We start from the raw sequence: 22,133 nt of genomic DNA, 5'->3' as shown, positions 1-22,133 counted from the left end.
CCTGCTTACTGACCAGTCACCTGGGCAAGTGGAAGAGGGGTGTCGTCGATCTGCACTTTCTCGCCGACGCGGGCGTGCTGCAGGCCCTCGATGACGATGCGGTCGCCTGCTTTCAGGCCGCTGGTGACGATCCAGCGATCGTTCTGCACTGCGCCCAGTTCGACCGGTTGCTGGCCGACCCGCTGTTCGCCGTCGAGCAGCAGCACCTGGGCGATGCCGGCGCTGTCGCGCTGGATGGCCCGTTGCGGCACGCTGATGCCCTGCCGGTTGACCGCTTGTTCCAGGCGCACGCGCACGAAACTGCCCGGCAGCAAGTCAAGGTCGGGGTTGGGGAACTCGCTGCGCAGGATGATCTGGCCGGTGCCCGGGTCGACGCTGATGTCGCTGAACAGCATTTTGCCCGGCAGCGGGTAGAGGCTGCCGTCATCCTGAATCAGCGTGGCCTTGGCCTGGTCCTGGCCGACCTGCTGCAACTGGCCGGAACGGAAGGCGCGGCGCAGCTCGTTGAGTTCACGGGTGGACTGGGTCAGGTCGGCGTGAATCGGGTTCAGTTGCTGAATCAGCGCCAGCGGCGTGGTTTCGTTCTGCCCGACCAGCGCGCCTTCGGTGACCAGCGCGCGACCGATACGCCCGGAAATCGGCGCGGTGACGGTGGCATACCCGAGGTTGAGTTTCGCCCGCTCCACGGCGGCTTTATTGGCGGCGACGTCGGCGGCGGTCTGCCGGGCGTTGGCCCGGGCGTTGTCGTAGTCCTGACCGCTGATGGCCTTGTCGTCGATCAACTGGGCGTAGCGCTGCTCCTGCAATCTGGCCTGGAACGCGTTGGCTTCGGCCTTGCGCCACGCCGCTTCGGCGCTGTCCAGGTCAGCCTTGAACGGCGCCGGGTCGATACGAAACAAAACATCGCCTTGTTTCACATCACTGCCTTCACGGAAGGTCCGCTGCAAGACCACGCCGGCCACGCGGGCACGCACTTCGGCCATGCGAGGTGCGGCAATCCGCCCGCTCAGTTCGCTGCTGATGGTCAGTGGCTGCGCTTCGATGGTCTCGATGCGAACCGTGGCCAGCGGCGCCTGTTCCTCGGCATTCGAGGCCTTGTCACACGCGGCCAGTGTCAACGCCAGTGCAATCAGGCTGAGCCTGGCAAGCAGATTCTTCGACATGTAATACCCCAATAAAGACTCCCAGCATCCTACTGGGCGCAGGCGAGGGTAGCGGTGAAGCTTTGTTGGTGCTGTGTGAAATTGTGTAAGGGTTTTACTCAGGTGTGCGTGAGGGCGTATATCCTTCAGTCCTTGATTTCTATTGCGCCAGATAGATTGCTATCGCGAGCAAGCTCGCTCCCACAGGGATTTGATGTGAACACAAATGTTGTGAACACCACCGGCCACTGTGGGAGCGAGCTTGCTCGCGATGGCGGCGTATCTGGCGCCAAAGCACTTTCTGGAAACACCCCATGCCCAATATCCTCCTGGTCGAAGACGACACCGCCCTCGCCGAGCTGATTGCCAGCTACCTGGAACGCAACGGTTATTCCGTCAGCGTGATCGGTCGCGGTGACCATGTGCGCGAACGTGCGCGGCTCAATCCGCCGGACCTGGTGATCCTCGACCTGATGCTGCCCGGCCTTGACGGCTTGCAAGTCTGCCGCCTGCTGCGCGCCGATTCGGCAACCTTGCCGATCCTGATGCTCACCGCCCGCGACGACAGCCACGACCAGGTCCTGGGCCTGGAAATGGGCGCCGACGACTACGTGACCAAGCCGTGCGAGCCGCGGGTGCTGCTGGCCCGGGTGCGGACCTTGTTGCGCCGCAGCAGCCTCAGCGAGCCGCAGACCGCCAACGACCGCATTCTGATGGGCAACCTGTGCATCGATTTGTCTGAACGCACCGTGACCTGGCGCGAGCAATTGGTGGACCTGTCCAGCGGTGAGTACAACCTGCTGGTGGTGCTGGCCCGGCATGCCGGTGAGGTGTTGAGCCGCGACCAGATCCTGCAACGCCTGCGCGGCATCGAGTTCAACGGCACCGACCGTTCGGTGGATGTGGCGATTTCCAAGCTGCGGCGCAAATTCGACGACCACGCCGGCGAGGCGCGCAAGATCAAGACCGTGTGGGGCAAGGGGTACCTGTTCAGCCGTTCCGAATGGGAATGCTGAGCCGATGTTCAGAATCCTCTTTCGTTTGTACCTGGTGACCATCGTCTCGTTCAGCGCGGCGATCTATCTGGTGCCGGATCTGGTGGTCAAGGTGTTCCACGAGCGCTTTGTCACCTACAACCTCGATTACTCCCGCGGGTTGCAAACGCTGATCGTCAAACAGTTTCACGCAGCCCCGGCCGAGCAGTGGCCGGCCCTGGCCGCTGAAATGGACAAGGACTTCAATCCGCTGCACATCGTGCTCAGCAGCAATGACGACAGCAGCCTGACGCCTGATGAACAGCAGCGTTTGCAGCGCGGCGAGAACGTCGTACGCGTCGGCGACTGGGGCTGGCGCACGCTGGCGGTCGCGCCGCTGAATGAGCGCACCGTGGTGCAAATGGTCGTGCCGCCCGATCCACTGGACGTCAACCTGTTGTACTGGAGCATCAACGTCCTGATCGGCGCGACCATGCTCGCTTGCCTGTTGTTGTGGTTGCGCCCGCACTGGCGTGATCTGGAGCGCCTCAAGGGCACGGCCGAACGCTTTGGCAAGGGGCACCTGAGCGAGCGCACGCAAATCTCCCCGAGCTCCAACATCGGCAGCCTGGCCACAGTGTTCGACACCATGGCCGGCGACATCGAGAACCTGCTCAACCAGCAGCGGGATTTGCTCAATGCGGTATCCCACGAGTTGCGCACGCCCCTGACGCGCCTGGATTTCGGCCTGGCGCTGGCGCTGTCCGACGACTTGCCAGCGGCCAGCCGCGAGCGCCTGCAAAGCCTGGTGGCACACATTCGTGAGCTTGATGAGTTGGTGCTGGAGTTGCTGTCCTACAGTCGCCTGCAGAACCCGGCGCGGCTACCAGAGCAGGTCGAGGTGTCGCTGGATGAATTCATCGACAGCATTCTGGGCAGCGTCGACGAAGAACTGGAGTCCCCGGAAATCGTCATCGACGTGCTGCTGCACGGCCAGCTCGAACGCTTCAGCCTGGACCCGCGCCTGACCGCTCGCGCCCTGCAAAACCTGCTGCGCAACGCCATGCGCTACTGCGAGAAGCGTATCCAGATCGGTGTTCAGGTGTATGTCGGCGGCTGTGAAATCTGGGTCGACGATGACGGCATCGGTATTCCGGATGACGAGCGCGAACGGATTTTCGAACCGTTCTACCGCCTCGACCGCAGCCGCGACCGCGCCACGGGTGGTTTCGGACTGGGACTGGCGATCAGCCGCCGCGCGCTGGAGGCCCAGGGCGGCACGCTGACGGTGGAAGCCTCGCCCCTGGGCGGGGCGCGGTTTCGGTTGTGGTTGCCGGCTTCGGCCTGATTGCGACAAGCGGTAGCTTCTTCTGTCAGCTTTGACAGTAGCAAGACGCTGCACTTGCGCGTTTCATTGGTCTGCGACCTCAAGAGAAGGTGGCAGGCTGGAGGAGAAGAATGAACGCGCCAACAATAAGAATCAGCGGGCGAGGCACGATCAGTGCAATCCGGGACGTCAAAGTCGAGAGTGTGTCGACAAAATTCGCGATGGTCCTGCCCGATGGCGGCTATAGCAGATTGGCGATCAGGATTGGACCCAACATCACCGCAGAGGGTCGCGCCTGTTTTCTTGTTGGCGACGCAGTGAAATATACGATGACGAAGGGGGCTGACGGAGAGCTGCCGAGGGCATACGACCTTGAGAGGGCGGGCGTCGATTTCTGGACAATTTGATGGCTTGCGGGGTCTTTTTCGATCCCGCAAGCCATTGTCTGTGCTTCAAGCGCTCAACCGACTGCGCAACAACTTCGCCATCTCCTCCAGATCCGTCATCGGTTGATGCCCGATCAGCATCCAGGCGTGTTCCATGTCAGCCCAATACACGATGTTCAGCTCGCGCCGCTGTTCCCGGGCGAAATGGCGGCTGCCGCTGTTGGAGCGGGTGACGCACAGCGCCATGGGGCCGTGCGCCGGATCGAGGTAGGTGATCTGGGCGATGGGCACACCGTCGTACTCGAGGATTTGCGCGCGCTTGAACTCGGCACGGGGCAGGCTCAGTTTTGCCGGCGCGAGGTCCAGGCCCAGACGCGCATCGATGGTCCGCAGTTGTGCCCGTTGCGCGGCTTCATCAGCGGGTAAATGATCCAGGGTTTCCGGCACGTAGAGCGCCATGTAATCGGCCACCAGGCCGCGCCAGTTGTGGGTCTGCTGGCTCGCTTGCCAGCCGAGGAACAACCGGTCCGCCAGCACGCCGCCGGCCAACAGTGCGGCCGCGGCGGCAAGGAACCAGCGCCGGTTGAGCCCGGGGCGGACGGGCGAGGACAGCGTCGCGAGCATGGCTTGCAGACGATCCACCGGCGCCTGCCGGGCCAATTCATCGTAGGCGTCCTTGAACGGCAGGCTGCTGCGATCCAGCCATTGCAGGCGCAGGCCGAGCATCGGGTCGGCGATGATGGCCGCGTCGATGTGCGAGCGCTGCTCGGCATCGAGTTGGTTGTCGAGGTAAGCCACCAGTTGTTCGTCCGAGGTTCTCGCGCTCATCAATGTTCTCCTCGGTAAGGGTGCGGCACCGTATGCAACGGTGGATATTCGGCCAATTTCGCCCGAGCGGCGGCCAGGCGACTCATCACCGTGCCGATGGGCACTTGCAGCACGTCGGCGACTTCGCGGTAGGACAAGCCCTCGACGTAGGCGAGAAACACTGTTTCGCGCTGGGTCTCGGGCAACGCATCGACGCGACGGATGACCTGTGCCGCCAACACATGGGTCTGGGCCACGGATTCACCATCGAACGACAAGGCCTCATCGGCATCCACTTGACCCTGACCCTGACGCACCCGCTGGGCGCGGATTTCGTTGAGCCAGATCGAATGCAGAATGCTCAGCAGCCAGCGGTCCATGCGCGTTCCCGCCACGAATTGCCCGGCCCGCTCCAACGCCCGCACGCAGGTGGCCTGCACCAGGTCATCGGCAACATGCCGTTGACGGGACAACAGCAGGCCGTAGCGCCATAAACGCGCCAGATGCTGGTTCAGTTCCGTTCGTATTGTCTGATCGCTGGCGATGGCGACCTCCGTCCGCTCAGGTTTTCATGTTTTCGATGAGTCGTTGATGGCTTCGGCCAGGTCCTGGTACTCCTCGCATTGAGTGCTGCCGCAAATGGATTTGATCTGCTGCAGTTGTTCCTGCGCGAGATCCAGCCGGCCTTTGATCACATAGGCCTCGCCGAGGTATTCGCGGACTTGCGCGTATTGCGGGTCGAGCTTCACCGATTGCAGGTAATAGCCGATGCCTTCGTCGGTGCGTCCCAGTTTACGCGTGGCGTAGCCGCGATAGTTCAGTGCTTTTGCTGTATTTGGCTGTTTCAGCGTGTCGAGCAGGGCCAGGGCCTCTTCGTAACGTCCGTCCTTGGCCAGTTGCCAGGCATAGTTGGTGCGGTCTTCGTCCGGCAGCAGGTTGCTGGTCTGCCTGACGCACCGATTCGATCGGGTATCCAGCACTTGACCTTTCGGGCAGGTGGGTCTGGTGGGCATGTCGTCACCGCCGCCTCCACCGTTGGCCAGGGCGAGGGAGCCGGACAACGCAACGGTCAGCAACAGCGGGGTCATCAGAACGGCAAAACGAATATTCATGGGCTTTGCTCCACAGGTTCAGGCGTTTCAGATCAGGTCGCGCCCCGCCAGAGGCAGCGCAAGGTTGAGCCAGCCAACGGCTTGAACAATTGAAGGGGCCTGACTGCCCCGGCAATCTCATGCTCATGGTTGATGTCATGAGAACACCGCAGCATGAACAATTATTCACTGCGATCTTGCGTTGTTTTCAAGGAAAGCTCATATCGGGGCGCAGGCTCGCTCCCACATAGGAATTTCGTCGAATACAAGATCTGGGCGGTGCTCCAACGAAGCATGGTGACGAGCTATCAACCCAGCGGACGAATCGGTGTGCCCGCCGCCCAGGCTTGAATGTCCTCGATCATTTGCGAGAAAAACAGCTGATAGTTCTGTTGGCTCACGTACCCGACATGAGGTGTTGCCAGCACGTTGTCCAGGGTCCGGAACGGATGGTGCGCAGGGAGCGGCTCCTGCTCGAAGACGTCCAGAGCGGCACCGGCCAGCCGTTGTTTCTGCAGCGCCTTGATCAGTGCCGCTTCATCGACAATCGGTCCGCGAGCGGTGTTCACCAGCAGCGCCGTGGGCTTCATCCAGCTCAGTGCTTGCGCGTCCACCAGGCCCCGACTGCGCTCGCTGAGCACCAGGTGCACCGACAGCACATCGGCCTGTTCGAACAGTTCCTGCTTGCTGACATAGGTCACACCGACCTGCGCCGCACGTTCGGCGGTGAGGTTTTCACTCCAGGCGATGACGCGCATGCCGAACACCTGACCGAACTGCGCGACGCGCTGGCCGATGCTGCCCAGGCCGAGGATGGCCAGCGTCTTGCCATGCAGGTCGCCACCCAGGCCTTGTTGCCATTGGCCGGTACGCAGGGCATTGGCTTCGACCACCAGATTGCGGGTTGCGGCCATGATCAGCGCCCAGGTCAGTTCCGGCGCGGCGTGTTTGTAGCTGTCGGTGCCGCTGACCTGAATGCCCAGCGCGGTGGCGGCTTTCAGGTCCAGGGCGGCGTTGCGCATGCCGCCGGTCACCAGCAGTTTGAGCTTCGGCAGGCGGCGCAGCAGGTCTTCATCGAAACGGGTGCGCTCGCGCATCACGCAGATCACCTCGAACCCGGCGAGGCGCTCGGCCAGGGCTGGGTTATCGGAGGGGTAATCATGGAGAAAACTCACCTGGCCGACGCTGTCCAGCGCCGACCAGTCCACCACATCCCGCGCCACATCCTGCCAATCATCAAGCACTGCAATCTGCACAGGCATCAGCCTTTCCTCTTCAACGCACGGGGTTGGTCTTGTTCAGCCAGGCGAGCAGGGCCTGGTGGAATTGTGCCGGTTCTTCCATCTGTGGCGCGTGGCCCATGCCAGGGAATTCGACCAGCGTGGACTGGGGAATCAGCTTGGCCACCTGTTTGCCGAGGACCTCGTAGTGCCCGAGCTTCGCCTTGATTTCGGGGGAGGCGATATCACTGCCGATGGCGGTAGTGTCGGACGTTCCGATCAACAGCAGGGTCGGCACTTTCAGGTCCTTGAATTCGTAGTACACCGGTTGGGTGAAGATCATGTCGTAGATCAGCGCCGAGTTCCACGCGACTTGCATATGCCCCGGGCCTTTGTTCAGGCCGGCGAGCATGTCGACCCAGCGATCGAATTCCGGCTTCCAGCGGCCACCGTAATAGGTGTTGCGCTCGTAGGTGCGGATCCCGTCGGCGCTGAGTTTGAGTTCGCGTTCGTACCATTGGTCAACGGTGCGATAGGGCACACCGAGGGCTTTCCAGTCTTCCAGGCCGATGGGGTTGACCAGCGCCAGTTGCTCGACCTGTTCGGGGTATTGCAAGGCATAGCGGGTGGCGAGCATGCCGCCGGTGGAGTGCCCCAGCAGGGTGGCTTTCTGGATGCCCAGGGCCTTGAGCAATTGCTGGGTGTTCGTCGCCAGTTGCTGGAAGCTGTACTGATAGTGCGCCGGTTTGCTGGAGGTGCAGAAGCCGATCTGGTCCGGGGCGATGACTCGATAACCGGCGTCGCTGAGGGCTTTGATCGAGCTGTCCCAGGTGGCACCGCAGAAATTCTTGCCGTGCATCAGCACCACGCTGCGACCATTGGCCTTGCCGTGGGCGGCGACGTCCATGTAACCCATTTGCAGGGATTGGCCCTGGGATTCAAAGGCGAAGTGCTTGAGGGTGTAGGGGTAGTCGAAACCTTGCAATTGGGGGCCGTATGCCGGTCCTTCGGCGTGGGCGATGATGGGCAGGGTGGCGGTCAGCAGCAGGCCGGGTAACCAGCGGGAGAGAGGGCGTGACATGGGAGCGCTCCATAGAAAATCCGCATGCTGGGTCGACTCGATTAGGGCGACATTAAACACAGGCAATCGCTGCCCTTGATGGTTCAACCCATCCAGTACAATGTCGCCATGGCCAGCACGCCGTAGCGGGCGCCTTTGGCCAGGGTCACGATCAGCAGGAAGCGCCCCAGCGGTTCGCGCATGACCCCGGCAACCAGCGTCAGCGGATCGCCGATCACCGGCAGCCAACTGAGCAGCAATGACCAATGGCCGTAGCGTTGGTAATGCAGCCGGGCTTTTTCCAGGTGTCGGGGGCCTACCGGAAACCAGCGCCGGTCGCGGAACCGCTCGATCCCGCGCCCCAGCCACCAGTTAAGCAGCGACCCCAGAACGTTGCCGCACGTTGCCACTGCCAGCAGTGCCCAGAGCCAATACCGATCGCTGAGCAACAGTCCCACCAGCACGGCTTCGGATTGCAACGGCAGCAGCGTGGCGGCACCGAATGCCGCGAAAAACAGCCCGAGGTACGCGCTGGACATCAATGGGCGGGGTAATCCGCAACCACCACGTCAGTGCCATCCTTTTTCAGGCCAATGACCTGATAGGCATCGCTCATGCCGTCCATTTCCATGCCGGGCGAACCCATGGGCATGCCGGGGGCGGCGACGCCCAGCAGATCGTCGCGCTTGCTCAGGGCCAGGACCTGGTCGGCCGGGACATGACCTTCGACGAATTTGCCGTTGATCAACGCGGTGTGGCACGACGCCAGGCGCGGCGGCACACCGTGCTGTTGCTTGAACTCACTCATGTTGGCTTCGACGTGGTCTTCGACCTTGAAGCCATTGGCCTGCAGATGAGTGATCCATTTTTTGCAGCAGCCACAGTTGGCGTCGCGATGAACCTCGATCGGGATGAGGTCGGCGGCCTGGGCCAGGGAGGACATGAACAGGGCGCTCAGGGCGATCAGACGCAGAGGGTTTCGCATGGAATTCGTCTCGGCTAACGGGCAAAAAAACGCATTTTGACCATTTTTATTGGTCGGGTATTCAAGGAGTGTTTCTAATTGCTACAAAGATCCGCTGTTAGATGATGGTAGATCATCGCTGTCAGGCAGATGAGGGGCGCATTACAAAATCGTCAGGTTGAAATGCCGAGGGTAAGTATCGGTGTTGATGAAAACCAACTAGTTGCCATGTAAGAAAAGTCTGAAGGATCATTCTTCAAGATGCTAATACCCAATAAACAAGAAGTTTTACAGCATGTATCTGAATTGTACAAGAATTGTTAAAACTCCGAATTAAAGTTTGGTGGCCTCAAGTGCTCCGGCCGATACTCCTGACCTCCTAACTTGGTCAAGCAAGGAGTTTTCAATGACTATCGGTTATACCGGCGCCTGGACTGCGAAAGCGGGCCTGTTGGTTCGAGATACCGCCAGCAGATCAAAGCCTGTTCCCCAGAGCGTCAAGGTCAGGCAGATGCTTGACCTGGTGGGCAACAATCCAGTGGAGCTGGATACAGTCAAGATGGACAAGATGAAATTGCGCAAGCAGATGAAGGGTTTTGACCCCACTGATATTTCAGTCAAGTCCATGGGCAGTCTCAGTGTCTTTCTGAAAGAACGTGGCCTGATCAGTGATGTGACGGCGGTCACGCTGAGCAATGCCGGTGACAAGTTCGACCGGTTTGGTATCAAGGACCCTGACGCGAAGTTCAATGCGCTGGAATATTTCGCCACGCAACTGGAGAATATCCAGAACAACAATCTGAAGGGTAACAAGTACGCCAACTACCTGGTTCCCGAGTTCAAAAAAGCGATCTACGTGCTGCAAAACCTGGAAACCTACGGCAAGAACAACGGCCCCATGGTGAGGCCCGGCAGTGTTCTCTCGGAAGAGGCCTGACGCCATGTTGCCCGGCCCGCCCGGTTCATCGAGCGGGCCGGCAACCCTTAGCGGTCGAGCAGTTTCATGACTTCTTCCGGATAACGCAGGCCTGCGGTGGCATTCGCTGCAAAGACCGCCTCCAGCGCTTGCAGTTCTTCGGCGCTTAGCGTCACCTGCAATGCGGCCACGTTTTCTTCCAGGTATTTACGTTGTTTGGTGCCCGGAATCGGAATCAGGTAGTCGCCTTGGGCCAGCACCCATGCCAGCGCCAGTTGGCCCGCCGTCACGCCTTTTTCCGCCGCCAGCGCCTGCACTTGCTGCACCAGTAGCAGGTTTTTCGTGAAGTTTTCGCCCTGGAAGCGCGGGCTGAAGCGACGGTAGTCGTCCGCCGCGAAATCATCCGGGCTTTTCAATGCGCCGGTCAGAAACCCTCGGCCCAACGGGCTATAAGGCACAAAGGCGACGCCCAGACGCTGGCAGGCCGCCAGGCAACCGTTTTCTTCCTGGTCACGGCTCCACAATGAATATTCACTTTGCAACGCACTGATCGGATGAACCTTGTGCGCCCGTTCCAGGGTCGCCACCGATGCCTCGCTCAATCCCAGATAACGCACCTTGCCGGCACTGACCAGTTCGGCCATGGCGCCGACGGTTTCTTCGATGGCCACCTGCGGGTCGATTCGGTGTTGGTAATACAGGTCCAGAGTGTCCACGCCGAGACGTTTCAAGCTGCCGTCGACGGACTGGCGAATGTATTCCGGCCGACCGTTGACGCCCCGGGCGGTGGGGTTGGCCGGATCGCGGACGATACCGAACTTGCTGGCCAGGAACACCTGATCGCGCTTGCCGGCAATGGCTTTGCCAATCAGTTCTTCATTGGTGTGCGGGCCGTACATATCGGCGGTATCGAGCAGGTTGACGCCCAGTTCCAACGCGCGATGCAGGGTGGCCGTGGCTTCGCGGGTGTCCGTGCCGGTGGTGTAGAAGTCGGTCATGCCCATGCAGCCCAGGCCGATGGCCGACACCTGCGGACCGTTTTTTCCCAATTGACGTGTGTGCATGAAATCAGCTCCCTGTGAAGTGAGTCGCTATTGTTCGCCTCGACAGAAACAAGATAAACCGGCTAAAACGGCTATCACTGTTCGTTAAATCTAAACAATCTGCCGGTGGAACCAGCAATGGACCGTTTCAACGCCATGCGCGTCTTTACCCGAATCGTCGAACTCGGTGGCTTTGCCAAGGCCGCCGACAGCCTGCAATTGCCCCGGGCCTCGGTGACCATCCTGATCAAGCAACTGGAGGCACATCTGGGGGTGCAACTGCTGCAACGCACCACGCGGCAGATCAGCCTGACTCTCGACGGTGCGGCCTATTACCCGCGTTGCGTGCGCTTGCTGGCGGATCTTGAAGAGACCGAAGCGGTGTTCAGCGCGGCGCGCCACAATCCAAAGGGCTTGTTGCGGGTGGACATGCCGGCGGGAGTGGGGCGCCTGGTGGTGATTCCGGCGCTGCCGCAATTCACGGCCCGCTATCCCTTGATCGAGCTGGAAATAGGTTTGAATGACCGGCCGGTGGACCTGATTCGCGAAGGTGTCGATTGTGTGTTGCGCGCAGGCTCGCCGCTGGACGATTCGCTGGTGGCACGGCCGCTGGTGATGATGGATCAGGTGACCTGTGCCAGTCCTGACTACCTGCAGCGGCACGGAACGCCCCATACTTTGAACGACCTGGACGGGCACCGGATGGTCGAGTACATCTCCGGCAACGCAAAACGCTATGGGCTGGAGTTTGTCGTGGATGGCCAGGTGCAGTCGGTCGATCTGCCCAAGCAGGTGGCGGTCAACAGTGCCGATGGTTATCTGGCAGCGTGCGAGGCCGGATATGGGCTGGTGCAGACGCCGTACTATCACGTCGCCCGGCAACTGCAGGAGGGGCGATTGCGTGAAGTGCTTGGGGAAGTGCCGCCGCCGGGCATGCCGATGACGGCGCTTTATCCGCCGCACCGCCAGTTATCCCGGCGGGTACGTGTGTTTGTCGATTGGCTGGTTGAGCTGTGTGCCCAGCCCGGCAATGACTTCTATCGAAAGGATTCAGGAGGTTGAATAGCTGTTAACGATGTTGGTAGTAACCCGGTCCGCCATGATCGTAGTGGTGATCGTGGTGCCGGCCCCCGTGGGGGAAAACAATGCAACCGCTCAAGCTCAGGATGGCCAGCAGAGGCATCAGCAATGTGATTCGACGCAACATGTGAAAGTCCTCATGGTTATTGCCGTTATGAAGCTAAAACTCTTCATCGGCTGTAACATGAGACCCCGCTTGTAGTTGTTTATCCCCGAAACAGGGTAGGCACTTGGCATGCGTATCGATACAAACCGGATACATTTTCAGATTCAGGAACCCGCAATGACTCAGTCGCAACGTTTGAAATACTCGATTCTGATCTCCCTGGTGGTGCTGGGGATCATGTTTGGCCTTTCCTGGTTGCAGAACACCGGCGTCATCAGCGAAAAAATGTTCCAGTACATCGCCATAGGCGTGGCGGTGGTCGTGGTGGTCGTCAATGGCGTGATGCGCCGCAAGGTCAAGCCCTGATCATTCAATCACTGGTTGCGCAGAATGGCAGCAGCCTGGGGATGCAGGCTGTAGCTTTTGTCGGGATTGAGGACAATCACGCCTTCGCTGCACAAGCGCTTGAGCACTTCACGCACGCTGAGAAACGACAAGGGAATGTCCAGGTCCAGCAATTGGCTGTGCACGCCGCGCACGCCAAGGCTGCGGTCGCTTTCGGCGGCCGTCAGCAGGGCATCGATGACTTTCAGGCGGATCAGGCTGGTGCGCAGGCCAAAGCTTTTGAGCAGGATCCTGATCCGTTCGTTGCGGTGACGATCGGTACGCGGCTCGAATACGCCGACTCCCATGGAAGTACCCTTTGGCGCATTGCTACCGTCCATTGGCAGTTGCGAGTTGTACATTGCAAAACTCCTTTTCAGAGCCTGATCAGGAAAAAGTGGACGCTCTTGCAAGACTAGACGCATGAGCAGCGCAAATCATGAAGGCTCAAATGTAGAAAATTTGTCACCATCACGTGATCAACCTGTCAGTCCGCGCGCCGATGTGCGGTAAAACCCTAAATTTTGGTTCTTCACGCAATCCCGGGGAATACCGATACCTGTAGACGCTGCGGTGCGGCGATCCGACTTGCCAGCGATGGCGACCTTACGGCCGACCATTTTCTTCCTGGTGTACATATTCATTGCTGCGGTAACGGCCACTTAGGGTTCCGCCCTGACGGCGGGTCACTTTCGAAAAGCCTGCGCGGCCCGGCGCAAAGTAACCAAAGCGCTTTGCCCCTTACATTCGGTGCCTCGCTGTGGCTCGGCATGCCCTCGCTCCGGTCCTGCTCCGTGGGCCCACTGCGCAAAACCTCCACTCGGCCTCACGAGGGGGCGTGGACCGCAACAGCACCGCGAGGCGAGCTAACGCTCGACCTCGTTGTTTGGTGGTGCACGCGTTCCCCTGTAGGAGCTGCCGAAGGCTGCGATCTTTTGATCTTGATCTTCAGCAATATCCAGATCGCAAAAGCAAAATCAAAAGATCGTCCGAACGCGGCCCGAACCTTCGGCAGCCCCTACAGATATTTCGTTATATGTGTTCCCCCGGGATTCCGTGAAGAACCTAAATTTTTGATGTGAGCTTCGTCCCTACAGGGAGGCACGGTGCGCGTGGGTATGCGCAGCTGTAGCCATCGTTTTTTCGATCAGGAGCGAGCGTGATTATTTCCAGCCAGTTAACCAGGTTGAGCCTGGCGGGTGTGACTCTGGGTTTGAGCCTGGGGCTGAGCCTTGGGGCGAGCGCGAGCGGTACACCTGCGCAAGCGAGCGCGGACATCCGCCGCACCGGTTTCGGCGTGCCGCACATCCGCGCCGACAACGAGCGCGGGCTCGGCTACGGCATCGGCTATGCCTACGCCCAGGACAATCTGTGCCTGCAGGCCAACGAGATCACCACGGTGAACGGCGAACGTTCGCGGTATTTCGGGCCGGATCAGTTCACCGTTGAGGAGCGTGAGAACCTGGTCAGCGATGTGTTTTTCACCTGGCTGAACACTCCGCAGGCGGTCGCCGGTTTCTGGCAGGCCCAGACCCCGCCAGTGCGTGAGCTGATTGAAGGCTATGTGGCGGGGTACAACCGCGCCTTGAGCGAACGTCGCGCCCAGGGTTTGCCGCCGCAGTGCCAGGGCGATTGGGTGCGCGACATCACGGCAATGGATCTGGTCAAGCTGACCCGGCGCCTGTTGGTCGAAGGTGGCGTCGGCCAGTTTGCCGAAGCCCTGGCCGGTGCCACGCCACCCAAAGCCGTGGCCCAGGCTGCAAACGCGCAGCCGGCGTTCCAGGTGGCCGCGACGCGGATGCAGCGCTTTGCCCTGGACCGGGGCAGCAACGCCGTCGCGGTCGGCAGCGAGCGTTCTTTCATCGGTCGCGGCATGTTGCTGGCCAATCCGCACTTTCCGTGGGTGGGCGGCATGCGTTTTTATCAGATGCACCTGACCATTCCCGGCAAGCTGGACGTGATGGGCGCGGCATTGCCCGGCCTGCCGGTGATCAACATCGGTTTCAATCAACATCTGGCCTGGACCCACACCGTGGATTCGTCCAAACACTTCACGCTGTACCGCCTGCAACTGGATCCCAAGGATTCGACCCGGTACCTGCTCGACGGCCAGTCCTTGCCGATGGACAGGCAGACCCTGACCGTCAACGTCAGGCAGACGGACGGGCAGGTCCAGGCGATTTCCCGGGTGGTCTACAGCTCGAAGTTCGGTCCGGTGGTGCAATGGCCGGGAAAACTGGATTGGGATCATCAGTACGCCTTCAGCCTGCGTGATGCCAACCTGGATAACGACCGCGTCCTGCAGCAGTGGCATGCGATGAACCGCGCCGAAAACCTCAAGGACTTCCAGGCCTCGGTGCACAAGATCCAGGGCATTCCGTGGGTCAACACGCTGGCGGCCGACGATCAGGGGCAGACGCTGTACATGAACCTCTCGGTGGTGCCCAACGTCAGTGTCGACAAGCTGGCGCAGTGCAGCGATCCGCGGATCGGCCTGCAGATGATCATCCTTGACGGTTCCAACAGCGCCTGTGCCTGGGACATCGACCCGCAGGCGCCACAACAGGGTATCTATGCGGCGGACAAGTTACCGCAATTGCTGCGCAAGGATTTTGTCCAACACTCCAACGATTCGGCCTGGATGGCCATCCCGGCGCAACCGCTGACCGGCTATTCGCCGCTGATCAGCCAGGATGGCCAGCCATTGAGTTTGCGATCACGTTTTGCCCTGGAGCGTTTGAGTACCTTGATCCAGGTCGGGGCGGCGGATTTACAACACATGGTCATGGACGATCAGGTTTATCAGGCGAATCAAGTGATGCCGGACCTGCTGCAATTCTGCGCGGCGGATCTCGGTGCCGATGCAAAAAACGCTGACGCCACTGTGCGCCAGCCTCAAGGCATGGGACCGCAAGGCCAACCTCAACAGTGGTCTGGGCTTTGTGCATTTCCAGAATGTCATGGAGTCTTTGGAACAAGTACCGGACGTATGGCGCGTGGCGTTCGATCCTCCGGACCCGCAACAGACTCCGCGTGGACTCGCGGTCGATCACCCGGACGTAGCGATGGCGCTACGGGCAGCGATGCTGGCTTCGGCTGAACAGGTCAAGGCGTCAGGTCTCAAGCCGGACAGCCGTTGGGGCGATATCCAGGTGGTCAGCAGCGGCGGGAAACAGACGCCAATCCACGGCGGACCGGGGACGCTGGGCGTCTATAACGCCATCCAGAGCGTGCCGCGCAGCGATGGCAAGCGCGAAGTGGTCAGCGGCACCAGTTACCTGCAAGTGGTGACCTTTGACGAAAACGGACCACAGGCCAAAGGGCTCCTCGCGTTCTCGCTGTCCAGTGACCCGGCCTCGAAGTTTTCACGGGACCAGACGCAGGCCTTTTCCAGGAAGCAATGGAGCGTGCTGCCCTTTACCGAGCAACAGATCCTGTCCGATCCGAACTATCAGGTGCAGACGATTCGTCAGCAGGATGCAAAGGTGACTGCGCAGTAAGGTCGTGGAACATTGCATGAACGCTGAAGGCCGCACCCCGCAAGGGTGGCGGCCTTTTCAGCTTTTCGGGGATGTTTGCGGAATCGCGTTGACCACCAGATTGCCGTTCTGGTTACGGGTCAGGTAGACCGGCAGGACCCGCGGCAAGGACTTCACCAGGCCGTTGATCTCTTTGATGTTGTAGATGCCGCCGATATGGATCGAGCCGGTGCTGTTGTCAGCGACCATCAACGGTTTGTCCAGGTAGCGATTGATCAAGGGCAGTGCATCGCTCAGTGCCAGATCGTCGAGTACCAGTTTGCCCTGGCGCCAGGCCAGCGAACTGTCATTGTCATAGGTCTGGCTGACGCGGGGAATGAAGTCGCCGTGGCGATAACCGGCCTGCATCGCCGGGTCGAGGCGCAAGCCGTCACCGGGCTGGCCGGCGTTGCTGCTGACCAGTACCGAGCCTTCGATCAGATTGACCTTGACCTGGTCTTCATACATCCAGACGTTGAATTGGGTGCCGGTCACGCGAATCCGGCCTTCGGCGGCCTTGACCACAAACGGGTGACGGGTGTCATGGCTGACATTGAAAAAGGCTTCGCCTTTTTTCAGCGTGACTTGCCGTTGATCCTTGTAGTTGCTGTAGGTCAGCTCGCTGCCCAGGTTCAGTTCCACTTGGCTGCCGTCCTTCAAGGTGACCGTGCGAACATTGTCGGTCGCTTCGAAATGCTGGTACGCGTTCGGTACCCAGCCCAGGTGCCAGCCGCCATAACCGGCCAAAGGCAGTGCCAGTGCGCATATCGCCGCGGCAATACCCAGGCGCCGCCACGGGTTTTCCGGTTGAGTGCGAACCAGAGGCACGACGGGCTCGGGACGCGGCAGGTCGCCAGCGACATCCCAGATCTCCAGCATCGCTTCGTACTCGAAGGCGTGGAGCGGATGCGCATCACGCCATTGCTCGAACGCCTGGCGCTCTTGCTCGGTGCAGTCATTGGCGTGCAAACGCATACACCAATGCGCAGCGGCATCGGTGATGGCGTCGTATTCAGCTTGCGAGAGCGTGTGGTCGGTCATTGGCTCATCCTGATTTCGTGCATTCTAACCTTGGGGGGAAGTCTGCGAGAACATCAGTGATGGCATTTAACCATCAATGTGTGGTTTTTTTTCAACGCCTCGCCTCTGGAACACCTGCTGTCGGGGTAGCAGTATCCACTGGGCGTGTGAAAAAAAGATCAAGACAAACACCACGGTGCAGCGCAGATCCGGAGATCTGCGCGCTATTACGTCGGGATCAGGTTTCAGAGGTCGAAGTGACCGGTACCGGGTCCAGTTGCCGGCCCATTTCGCAGATCAAAAAGGCGATCGAGTCGGCATTGTGCAAAATGACGTCGGTTCGGAATTTCGAATCCTGCACGTTCAAAAAAGCGTCCCGTGCCTTAGCCATGGTCTTGCTGCCCGTCAACCGCAGGATGGTCTTGCCGGCGTGATAAGAACCCGGTATCGAATCCAGGCTGATCCACGATTGAAGTCCACTGTTCCAGCGTGCGAACAGTTCCTCCTTCGGCGTTTCCATCGACAAAGCTTCTCGCTGGAAGTCCAGTTGAGACTGTTTCATGGCTGCGCCATAGGCGGTGATCGGCGATACCAGATCGCTGAACGGCCGTCTGGCCTCAAGGTATGCAATGTCCACGGCCTCGGAAAACAAATGGGCGAATTCGTGTATCAGCGTGGCGGCCTGGCTATGGCCGTCGACATTGAAGGGCTGTGACAGACAGGATTTGTACCAGTCGAGTTGTTGATCGAAGAATCGTTCCGTGAAATGCACATGGCGCTGTTGATCCTTTTCCAGGACAAATGCGACGAGGTTTTCTTTCGGGTCCCGGTTTGAACCCACGATAAAGCGTTGCGAGTTCATCCAGTCTTCATCGGGATCGACCAGTGCGTTGCAGATGGGAACGATGGTCTTCTTGATTTTATCGAGCAGCCCTGTGTCGACCTGCCCAACATCAAAAAACTGTTTGAGGAAGGTATCAAGCCGTGTGCCCGGGACGAGTTTGCGCAGTTGCACCAGGTTGTGCAGACTGTTGAACGCGTAATAGCGAGCCATGTCGATGGCCTGCACGATCATGTGGGCTTTTTCGGGATGTTTTGCGCGGATTTCTTCCATCCCCCTGGCCTCGATGTTCAGCACCTCCCGGGCGGTATGGGCATAGGCAAACTGATTGTGCATTTTCGAGAGGGCTTTGCCGAAGTGGACGGTGTGGGTGTCCGGGTCGATCACCAGTTGTTTGTCAGGCGTCGTCAGTAACACGGGGCCTTCTTCCTCGCCTTTGACCATTCGCCAAACCGCCCCGGACTTGTTCACGCCGTACACCTTGCCGGCAATGGCGGCGAAAGTTTTCCGGCTGGCCGCTTCGAGATAGGTGCCGTCAGTGCGGTTTTTCGTCAGGTTCTTCAGTTCGACGGTAGTTTCGAACGGTTGCAGTCGTGTACGCAACGCTGCTGTCGAACGGACCTGCGACCAGGGTTGCGCAATCACGGGGGTGACAACCGGTTGAGCGATGGCTTCACCGGTTGCCTGGGCGCTGTCGGCCCATCCTTCAAGCGATAACCGGCCCAATGTCACCATCTGCACCGTACCGGCAATAAAATACTGCAATGCAGTTTTCCAGTGATGGTCCTGCAGCGCTTCGGCCGAGTTTCGCGCGTCCTTGTAGGCATTCCACAGAAACTGCAGATACGCGAGTTTGCCCGGTAACAGCCCCGAAAAGAGATTGATTGCGGAGCTGAACAGGTGTTTGACAGCCTCCCAGTCCGACTGGCCTGAAACATGCGACTGGCTGCCGAGCAATCGTGTCAGCAGTTGGGTGTTGTCATGGAAAAAACGGGTGAGTACGTTGCCGCCGATGGGGTTGGACGCAAGCGTCATTTCGCTCAACTGGCCAATGGTGGATTCGAACAGGTTGCGAAACACTGTCTGCTCACTGTCTGGCAGGCGACGTATCAACATTTCCTGCAAGAGTCCCGGCGTGTTGAACGCCGAGACAACGCTGGCCTCATTTTCAAACTCTACAAACGGTGAGCCTCCGGGATGGTAGGGGGCATAGAGAATTTGTGGGCCTGTGTTGCCACCGCCAGGGCCGATCAGGTAAAGGCCCAGCGCTTTGACGGCGGCGGCGCCGGTTGTCTTGATCAGTTCCAGTGGCCGGACAATCGCATGTGCTCCCTGAACAATAGCCCGGGCGATGGCGTCCGGCATGTCCAGTACCTGGCGAAGCAAATCGAAAGCACTACCGGACAGCCGTTGCCGCAGCTTGAGTTCGTGGGCGTGTTGCAGTAGTTGCCAGGGCAGTTGTTTGACGAAACGCAGCATTCGGTTTTCGACGTCAGCTGCTTGATTCGACAAGTTGTCGGTGACCTGTCTGGCGTAGTTTTGCGCGATGTTCAATGACAGCAACAATTGACGGACAGCCGCCTGGTCCAACCCAGCGGGCAGGGCTTGAAGGGTTGCCGAGCTGACTTTGAAACCGGTGCCCTGTGCGATGTTGACATGGTTCAGGGCGAACTCAGTGAGGCTCCTTGCGGGGCCGACCAGGGCCAGGTGGGGGGTGATTTCGATGTTGTCGGGGTCCAGCTTTTTTTCAGGGAAGCGGCTGCCGAGCAATGACGTCAACGTCTCATGCACATACGACCTGAGGGGTTTGATCCCGTGCAAATAGTCTTTGTCCTCATCAACGCTGTTGCGGTATTGCTCCAGCAATTCAAGGTGCTGACGCTGGTCTTCCAGCGGAGCCATTCCAAGCCAGGCGGGCAGGGACTGCTGCCGGCTGATCGCACGGGCAATCGAGGTGGCTCTTTGCAGGTTGGCGTTGAAGGCCGTTGTGCTCAGGGATTTCAGGGCTTTATTCTGCTTCGTTTCGCTCAGATCGAAGGTGCCTACGTGTTCGCAGCGAGCCAGAAAGTGCTCGATTGACGATTGCGCGACCCGCTCCAATACAGATCCTTCAATCAGCCGCAGCGGTCCCAGTGAGTAGCGTTGGTGAAAGACGCGCTGGGTGGGGGTGAGGTTGTCCAGCAGCGCCAGGCGTTGTCGTGGGTCGAGCAGGCGGCGATTCAGTTCCAGCCGTGCACGACTGATGGTGTCAAAGACTTCCAGGCCCTCGGCGGGTGTCCACAGGATCGTCCGGCCGGAATGCGAGGCGTCGAGCCCGCCACGCTCGGTCAAGAGCAAACAATGGGCCAGGGGCAGGACATCGCGCTGAGCGGAGCACTCCAGCGTCAATGAATAGGCATCAGGCCGGAAGCCCTTGAGTGACAGACGGCTCTGCCGGTCTGCCTGATCCGGGTTGAATACCGTTTCGACAATGGCCCGGTCCGCATCCCGCAGTGTCGCGCAGAGCCTGCGCAGACTGGCCTCGCCCCGGATGCCGACGGAAAGCGCATGGGCCAGGCGGGTTTTCATGTTTTCCAGATAAACCCGTTGCAAAGCCAGCGAAGCGACCGGTTGCGCCGCAAAATCTGCGTTGATCAGTGTTTCGATGTCACTGAAGGTCTTGGCGAAAGCTGCCGCGGTATCCGCCAGCACCGCGGAAGGATGCTGATCGCCGGTTAACACGGGCCGTGTGCTCCAGCGTCCGTCGGTCTCCAGTGTCAGCAGCCGCTCGCTGATCATCGAGCGGATATCCAGCGCCTTGTCGAACAGGGCGTGGATGTTCACGGTACCGTCACTGTGACGGAACACCTGCAGGGCATATTCCATGTCCTGCAGTTGCTTGCTGATGATGGCGTCGAAGAGCTTGTGGAAGATCGCGCCGGAAATCACTTCCCCGGTCACATTCGGCCGGTCAAAACCGATGAAGCGCTGGCGTTCGTCCAGGCTCAGCAGGCCATAGAGTTCATCCTCGTGACCGGCCGCGCTGAACTTGCTCAGCACCGTATCGCGCAAGTCCTGATAGTCCTTGAGCACCTGCAGGCCTCGGGTGGGTGTGTAGAGAAACGCATCGCTGGCGCTGACCATCAGTGAGCCGGCCAACTCAACATAGTTGGCCCGGTGCTCCCACAGACACACGGTTTCGACCGTCATTGATTGGTTCGCCCGGCTGGCCGTCGAGATCAACGCATGCAAATCCTGGCTTTGCTCCGGGGTGATGATCCCGGCTTCGCGCTTGAGCAGCAGTTGCACTCGCGCCTGATCGGCAATGGCCCGGCCGAAGAATGCGCGACGCGATGCACCATCGACACTCGCCGCAGCCCAGAAACCTTCGAGCTGCCTGACCAGCAGGCTGACGAGTTTGCGCGAGATCGTAGTGACGGCGGCTTCCCAGATTGGCTGGTCGGCTTTTGCCGAGGTTTTTTTCGGATGGGAAAATTCATGGGACTGTCCGGACGGCCAACGCTGATGGCGATAGTGCAGGAGTATCGCGTCACTCAGGGACAGGGAGTTGACCCAGCGTCGCGTCAGATGGCTTTCTCCAGCGCTTTCTTGCGTTGTTGCCAGGTAGAAATTCACCTGGGTCTGACGCTGGTCCAGACCGGGAAAAGCTGTAGCCAGCTGTTCACTGAGCAATGCCTCGAGCAGCGACGTCAGGGACGGCAGCGCTTTGAGCTCATCGAGCAGGGCCTGGTCATTGATCTGCTGACGGCTGGAGAGGGTGTTGCGCTGGTCCTCGAACACGTCGCCTTCGATGGTTTGAAAGTCCAGCTCGATGGTCACGGCGTCCACTACCGTCCTGCGTTGAGACAGCGCCATGAAGGCCAGCAGATTATCGTCTTCGTCGGCCACTTTGAGTTGTTTCACCAGCTGTTCGGTCATGGCCGAACGGTCAGTGAACTTCTGTATCCCGGCGTACGGGGTGTAGAGAATCACGCCGTTGTCATCGGGTGTCGCGGTCAGCAAAAAACTGCCGGCCAGCGCCAAATGTTCCAGTCCCGGTATTTTCAGCAGGATTTTTTTCGCCAGCATGGGCGGCGTCTGCTCATCGCGCAGGGCCTGGCTGGCCAGTTCGATATGGCTGAACCATTCGAAGTCCTTTTGCGTCAGCCCGTGGGTTTTGCCAAGTTCTCTCCAGAGGCCGGGCAGCGACAGTGCCTCGGGGAAAAACAGCGGAGTTAAAGATGCAGGCATCGTCGAGTCTCGTTCAAGGTGCCA

General features: G+C 59.8%; 20 protein-coding genes and 1 pseudogene. 7 read left to right on the top strand and 14 right to left on the bottom strand.

The window, feature by feature from the left end; genetic code table 11:
- Nucleotides 1-5 precede the first annotated feature (5 nt).
- On the bottom strand, nucleotides 6-1,163 hold the full coding sequence (locus AC1DKH_RS04290) for an efflux RND transporter periplasmic adaptor subunit (RefSeq protein ID WP_477797523.1): 1,158 nt from the start codon (nucleotides 1,161-1,163) through the stop codon (nucleotides 6-8).
- Nucleotides 1,164-1,456: 293 nt separating this feature from the next.
- Here AC1DKH_RS04290 and AC1DKH_RS04285 point away from each other — a divergent pair, with 293 nt between their 5' ends.
- The 3 genes from AC1DKH_RS04285 (at nucleotide 1,457) to AC1DKH_RS04275 (ending at nucleotide 3,850) form a co-directional block, all read left to right on the top strand.
- Complete coding sequence (locus AC1DKH_RS04285; protein ID WP_007970971.1) at nucleotides 1,457-2,158, top strand: response regulator; 702 nt, start codon at nucleotides 1,457-1,459, stop codon at nucleotides 2,156-2,158.
- A 4-nt stretch (nucleotides 2,159-2,162) separates the two neighbouring features.
- The gene (locus AC1DKH_RS04280) at nucleotides 2,163-3,464 is read left to right on the top strand and encodes an ATP-binding protein (RefSeq protein ID WP_477797522.1); all 1,302 of its coding nucleotides are present in this window, start codon (nucleotides 2,163-2,165) and stop codon (nucleotides 3,462-3,464) included.
- A gap of 110 nt (nucleotides 3,465-3,574) precedes the next feature.
- Entirely contained in the window at nucleotides 3,575-3,850 is a 276-nt protein-coding gene (locus AC1DKH_RS04275) for a hypothetical protein (RefSeq protein ID WP_477797521.1), read from the top strand.
- Nucleotides 3,851-3,895: 45 nt separating this feature from the next.
- Here AC1DKH_RS04275 and AC1DKH_RS04270 read toward each other — a convergent pair whose 3' ends face one another.
- The 7 genes from AC1DKH_RS04270 to AC1DKH_RS04240 all read right to left on the bottom strand — a co-directional run bounded on the left by AC1DKH_RS04270 (nucleotide 3,896) and on the right by AC1DKH_RS04240 (nucleotide 8,992).
- Nucleotides 3,896-4,657 (bottom strand): anti-sigma factor, encoded by a 762-nt coding sequence (locus tag AC1DKH_RS04270; protein ID WP_477797520.1) that lies wholly within the window; start codon nucleotides 4,655-4,657, stop codon nucleotides 3,896-3,898.
- Nucleotides 4,657-5,139, bottom strand: coding sequence for an RNA polymerase sigma factor (locus AC1DKH_RS04265; protein ID WP_477762336.1), 483 nt, complete (start codon nucleotides 5,137-5,139; stop codon nucleotides 4,657-4,659). The genes AC1DKH_RS04270 and AC1DKH_RS04265 overlap by 1 nt, the downstream gene beginning before the upstream one ends.
- Before the next feature lie 66 nt (nucleotides 5,140-5,205).
- Nucleotides 5,206-5,748, bottom strand: coding sequence for a tetratricopeptide repeat protein (locus AC1DKH_RS04260; RefSeq protein ID WP_477797519.1), 543 nt, complete (start codon nucleotides 5,746-5,748; stop codon nucleotides 5,206-5,208).
- Nucleotides 5,749-6,035: 287 nt separating this feature from the next.
- Nucleotides 6,036-6,989 carry a D-2-hydroxyacid dehydrogenase family protein gene (locus tag AC1DKH_RS04255; RefSeq protein ID WP_477797518.1) on the bottom strand — a complete coding sequence of 318 codons (954 nt, stop codon included), beginning with the start codon at nucleotides 6,987-6,989 and terminating at the stop codon, nucleotides 6,036-6,038.
- A gap of 13 nt (nucleotides 6,990-7,002) precedes the next feature.
- Entirely contained in the window at nucleotides 7,003-8,028 is a 1,026-nt protein-coding gene (locus tag AC1DKH_RS04250) for an alpha/beta fold hydrolase (protein ID WP_477797517.1), read from the bottom strand.
- A gap of 83 nt (nucleotides 8,029-8,111) precedes the next feature.
- Nucleotides 8,112-8,546, bottom strand: a complete 435-nt coding sequence (locus tag AC1DKH_RS04245; RefSeq protein ID WP_477756237.1) for a YqaA family protein — start codon at nucleotides 8,544-8,546, stop codon at nucleotides 8,112-8,114.
- On the bottom strand, nucleotides 8,546-8,992 hold the full coding sequence (locus AC1DKH_RS04240; RefSeq protein WP_477762011.1) for a DUF411 domain-containing protein: 447 nt from the start codon (nucleotides 8,990-8,992) through the stop codon (nucleotides 8,546-8,548). Before AC1DKH_RS04240 ends, AC1DKH_RS04245 begins: the two co-directional genes overlap by 1 nt.
- A 385-nt stretch (nucleotides 8,993-9,377) precedes the next feature.
- Between AC1DKH_RS04240 and AC1DKH_RS04235 the strand changes: the two genes are divergently transcribed.
- Nucleotides 9,378-9,908: a hypothetical protein gene (locus AC1DKH_RS04235; RefSeq protein ID WP_477756235.1), complete on the top strand. Its 531-nt coding sequence runs from the start codon at nucleotides 9,378-9,380 to the stop codon at nucleotides 9,906-9,908.
- 47 nt (nucleotides 9,909-9,955) lie between these two features.
- Here the strand turns inward: AC1DKH_RS04235 and AC1DKH_RS04230 are convergent, their stop codons facing one another.
- Nucleotides 9,956-10,951 carry an aldo/keto reductase gene (locus AC1DKH_RS04230; protein WP_477762010.1) on the bottom strand — a complete coding sequence of 332 codons (996 nt, stop codon included), beginning with the start codon at nucleotides 10,949-10,951 and terminating at the stop codon, nucleotides 9,956-9,958.
- 117 nt (nucleotides 10,952-11,068) lie between these two features.
- Between AC1DKH_RS04230 and AC1DKH_RS04225 the strand changes: the two genes are divergently transcribed.
- The gene (locus AC1DKH_RS04225) at nucleotides 11,069-11,992 is read left to right on the top strand and encodes a LysR family transcriptional regulator (RefSeq protein WP_477797516.1); all 924 of its coding nucleotides are present in this window, start codon (nucleotides 11,069-11,071) and stop codon (nucleotides 11,990-11,992) included.
- A gap of 7 nt (nucleotides 11,993-11,999) precedes the next feature.
- On the opposite strand, the gene AC1DKH_RS04220 is transcribed toward AC1DKH_RS04225, so the two are convergent.
- Nucleotides 12,000-12,137: a hypothetical protein gene (locus AC1DKH_RS04220; protein ID WP_477797515.1), complete on the bottom strand. Its 138-nt coding sequence runs from the start codon at nucleotides 12,135-12,137 to the stop codon at nucleotides 12,000-12,002.
- 156 nt (nucleotides 12,138-12,293) lie between these two features.
- On the opposite strand from AC1DKH_RS04220, the gene AC1DKH_RS04215 reads away from it, so the two are divergent.
- Nucleotides 12,294-12,482: a hypothetical protein gene (locus AC1DKH_RS04215; protein WP_477760646.1), complete on the top strand. Its 189-nt coding sequence runs from the start codon at nucleotides 12,294-12,296 to the stop codon at nucleotides 12,480-12,482.
- Nucleotides 12,483-12,490: 8 nt separating this feature from the next.
- Here the strand turns inward: AC1DKH_RS04215 and AC1DKH_RS04210 are convergent, their stop codons facing one another.
- Both AC1DKH_RS04210 and AC1DKH_RS04205 read right to left on the bottom strand, forming a co-directional pair.
- On the bottom strand, nucleotides 12,491-12,862 hold the full coding sequence (locus tag AC1DKH_RS04210; RefSeq protein WP_477797514.1) for a fe2+ zn2+ uptake regulation protein: 372 nt from the start codon (nucleotides 12,860-12,862) through the stop codon (nucleotides 12,491-12,493).
- Between the two features lie 117 nt (nucleotides 12,863-12,979).
- Complete coding sequence (locus tag AC1DKH_RS04205; protein ID WP_477797513.1) at nucleotides 12,980-13,162, bottom strand: hypothetical protein; 183 nt, start codon at nucleotides 13,160-13,162, stop codon at nucleotides 12,980-12,982.
- Nucleotides 13,163-13,659: 497 nt separating this feature from the next.
- Between AC1DKH_RS04205 and pvdQ the strand changes: the two are divergent.
- Nucleotides 13,660-16,000: pseudogene (gene pvdQ / locus AC1DKH_RS04200) on the top strand (bifunctional acylase PvdQ).
- 57 nt (nucleotides 16,001-16,057) lie between these two features.
- On the opposite strand, the gene AC1DKH_RS04195 reads toward pvdQ, so the two are convergent.
- Both AC1DKH_RS04195 and AC1DKH_RS04190 read right to left on the bottom strand, forming a co-directional pair.
- Nucleotides 16,058-17,059 (bottom strand): FecR family protein, encoded by a 1,002-nt coding sequence (locus tag AC1DKH_RS04195; protein ID WP_477797512.1) that lies wholly within the window; start codon nucleotides 17,057-17,059, stop codon nucleotides 16,058-16,060.
- 217 nt (nucleotides 17,060-17,276) lie between these two features.
- Nucleotides 17,277-22,109, bottom strand: coding sequence for a dermonecrotic toxin domain-containing protein (locus AC1DKH_RS04190; RefSeq protein WP_477797511.1), 4,833 nt, complete (start codon nucleotides 22,107-22,109; stop codon nucleotides 17,277-17,279).
- Between the last annotated feature and the right edge of the window lie 24 nt (nucleotides 22,110-22,133).

This window comes from Pseudomonas sp. 05L36, assembly GCF_056398125.1.
The sequence above is the reverse complement of the archived record's forward strand: the minus strand, read 5'-3'. Positions and strand labels throughout refer to the sequence as shown.

Excerpts from the sequence above, each read along its gene's own strand:
- AC1DKH_RS04280 (WP_477797522.1), top strand. The coding sequence starts at position 2,163 with ATGTTCAGAATCCTCTTTCGTTTGTACCTGGTGACCATCGTCTCGTTC.
- AC1DKH_RS04225 (WP_477797516.1), top strand. The coding sequence starts at position 11,069 with ATGGACCGTTTCAACGCCATGCGCGTCTTTACCCGAATCGTCGAACTC.
- AC1DKH_RS04230 (WP_477762010.1), bottom strand. The coding sequence starts at position 10,951 with ATGCACACACGTCAATTGGGAAAAAACGGTCCGCAGGTGTCGGCCATC.
- AC1DKH_RS04240 (WP_477762011.1), bottom strand. The coding sequence starts at position 8,992 with ATGCGAAACCCTCTGCGTCTGATCGCCCTGAGCGCCCTGTTCATGTCC.
- AC1DKH_RS04290 (WP_477797523.1), bottom strand. The coding sequence starts at position 1,163 with ATGTCGAAGAATCTGCTTGCCAGGCTCAGCCTGATTGCACTGGCGTTG.
- AC1DKH_RS04235 (WP_477756235.1), top strand. The coding sequence starts at position 9,378 with ATGACTATCGGTTATACCGGCGCCTGGACTGCGAAAGCGGGCCTGTTG.
- AC1DKH_RS04195 (WP_477797512.1), bottom strand. The coding sequence starts at position 17,059 with ATGACCGACCACACGCTCTCGCAAGCTGAATACGACGCCATCACCGAT.
- AC1DKH_RS04275 (WP_477797521.1), top strand. The coding sequence starts at position 3,575 with ATGAACGCGCCAACAATAAGAATCAGCGGGCGAGGCACGATCAGTGCA.
- AC1DKH_RS04215 (WP_477760646.1), top strand. The coding sequence starts at position 12,294 with ATGACTCAGTCGCAACGTTTGAAATACTCGATTCTGATCTCCCTGGTG.
- AC1DKH_RS04285 (WP_007970971.1), top strand. The coding sequence starts at position 1,457 with ATGCCCAATATCCTCCTGGTCGAAGACGACACCGCCCTCGCCGAGCTG.
- AC1DKH_RS04210 (WP_477797514.1), bottom strand. The coding sequence starts at position 12,862 with ATGTACAACTCGCAACTGCCAATGGACGGTAGCAATGCGCCAAAGGGT.
- AC1DKH_RS04270 (WP_477797520.1), bottom strand. The coding sequence starts at position 4,657 with ATGAGCGCGAGAACCTCGGACGAACAACTGGTGGCTTACCTCGACAAC.
- AC1DKH_RS04260 (WP_477797519.1), bottom strand. The coding sequence starts at position 5,748 with ATGAATATTCGTTTTGCCGTTCTGATGACCCCGCTGTTGCTGACCGTT.
- AC1DKH_RS04245 (WP_477756237.1), bottom strand. The coding sequence starts at position 8,546 with ATGTCCAGCGCGTACCTCGGGCTGTTTTTCGCGGCATTCGGTGCCGCC.
- AC1DKH_RS04255 (WP_477797518.1), bottom strand. The coding sequence starts at position 6,989 with ATGCCTGTGCAGATTGCAGTGCTTGATGATTGGCAGGATGTGGCGCGG.
- AC1DKH_RS04250 (WP_477797517.1), bottom strand. The coding sequence starts at position 8,028 with ATGTCACGCCCTCTCTCCCGCTGGTTACCCGGCCTGCTGCTGACCGCC.
- AC1DKH_RS04220 (WP_477797515.1), bottom strand. The coding sequence starts at position 12,137 with ATGTTGCGTCGAATCACATTGCTGATGCCTCTGCTGGCCATCCTGAGC.
- AC1DKH_RS04190 (WP_477797511.1), bottom strand. The coding sequence starts at position 22,109 with ATGCCTGCATCTTTAACTCCGCTGTTTTTCCCCGAGGCACTGTCGCTG.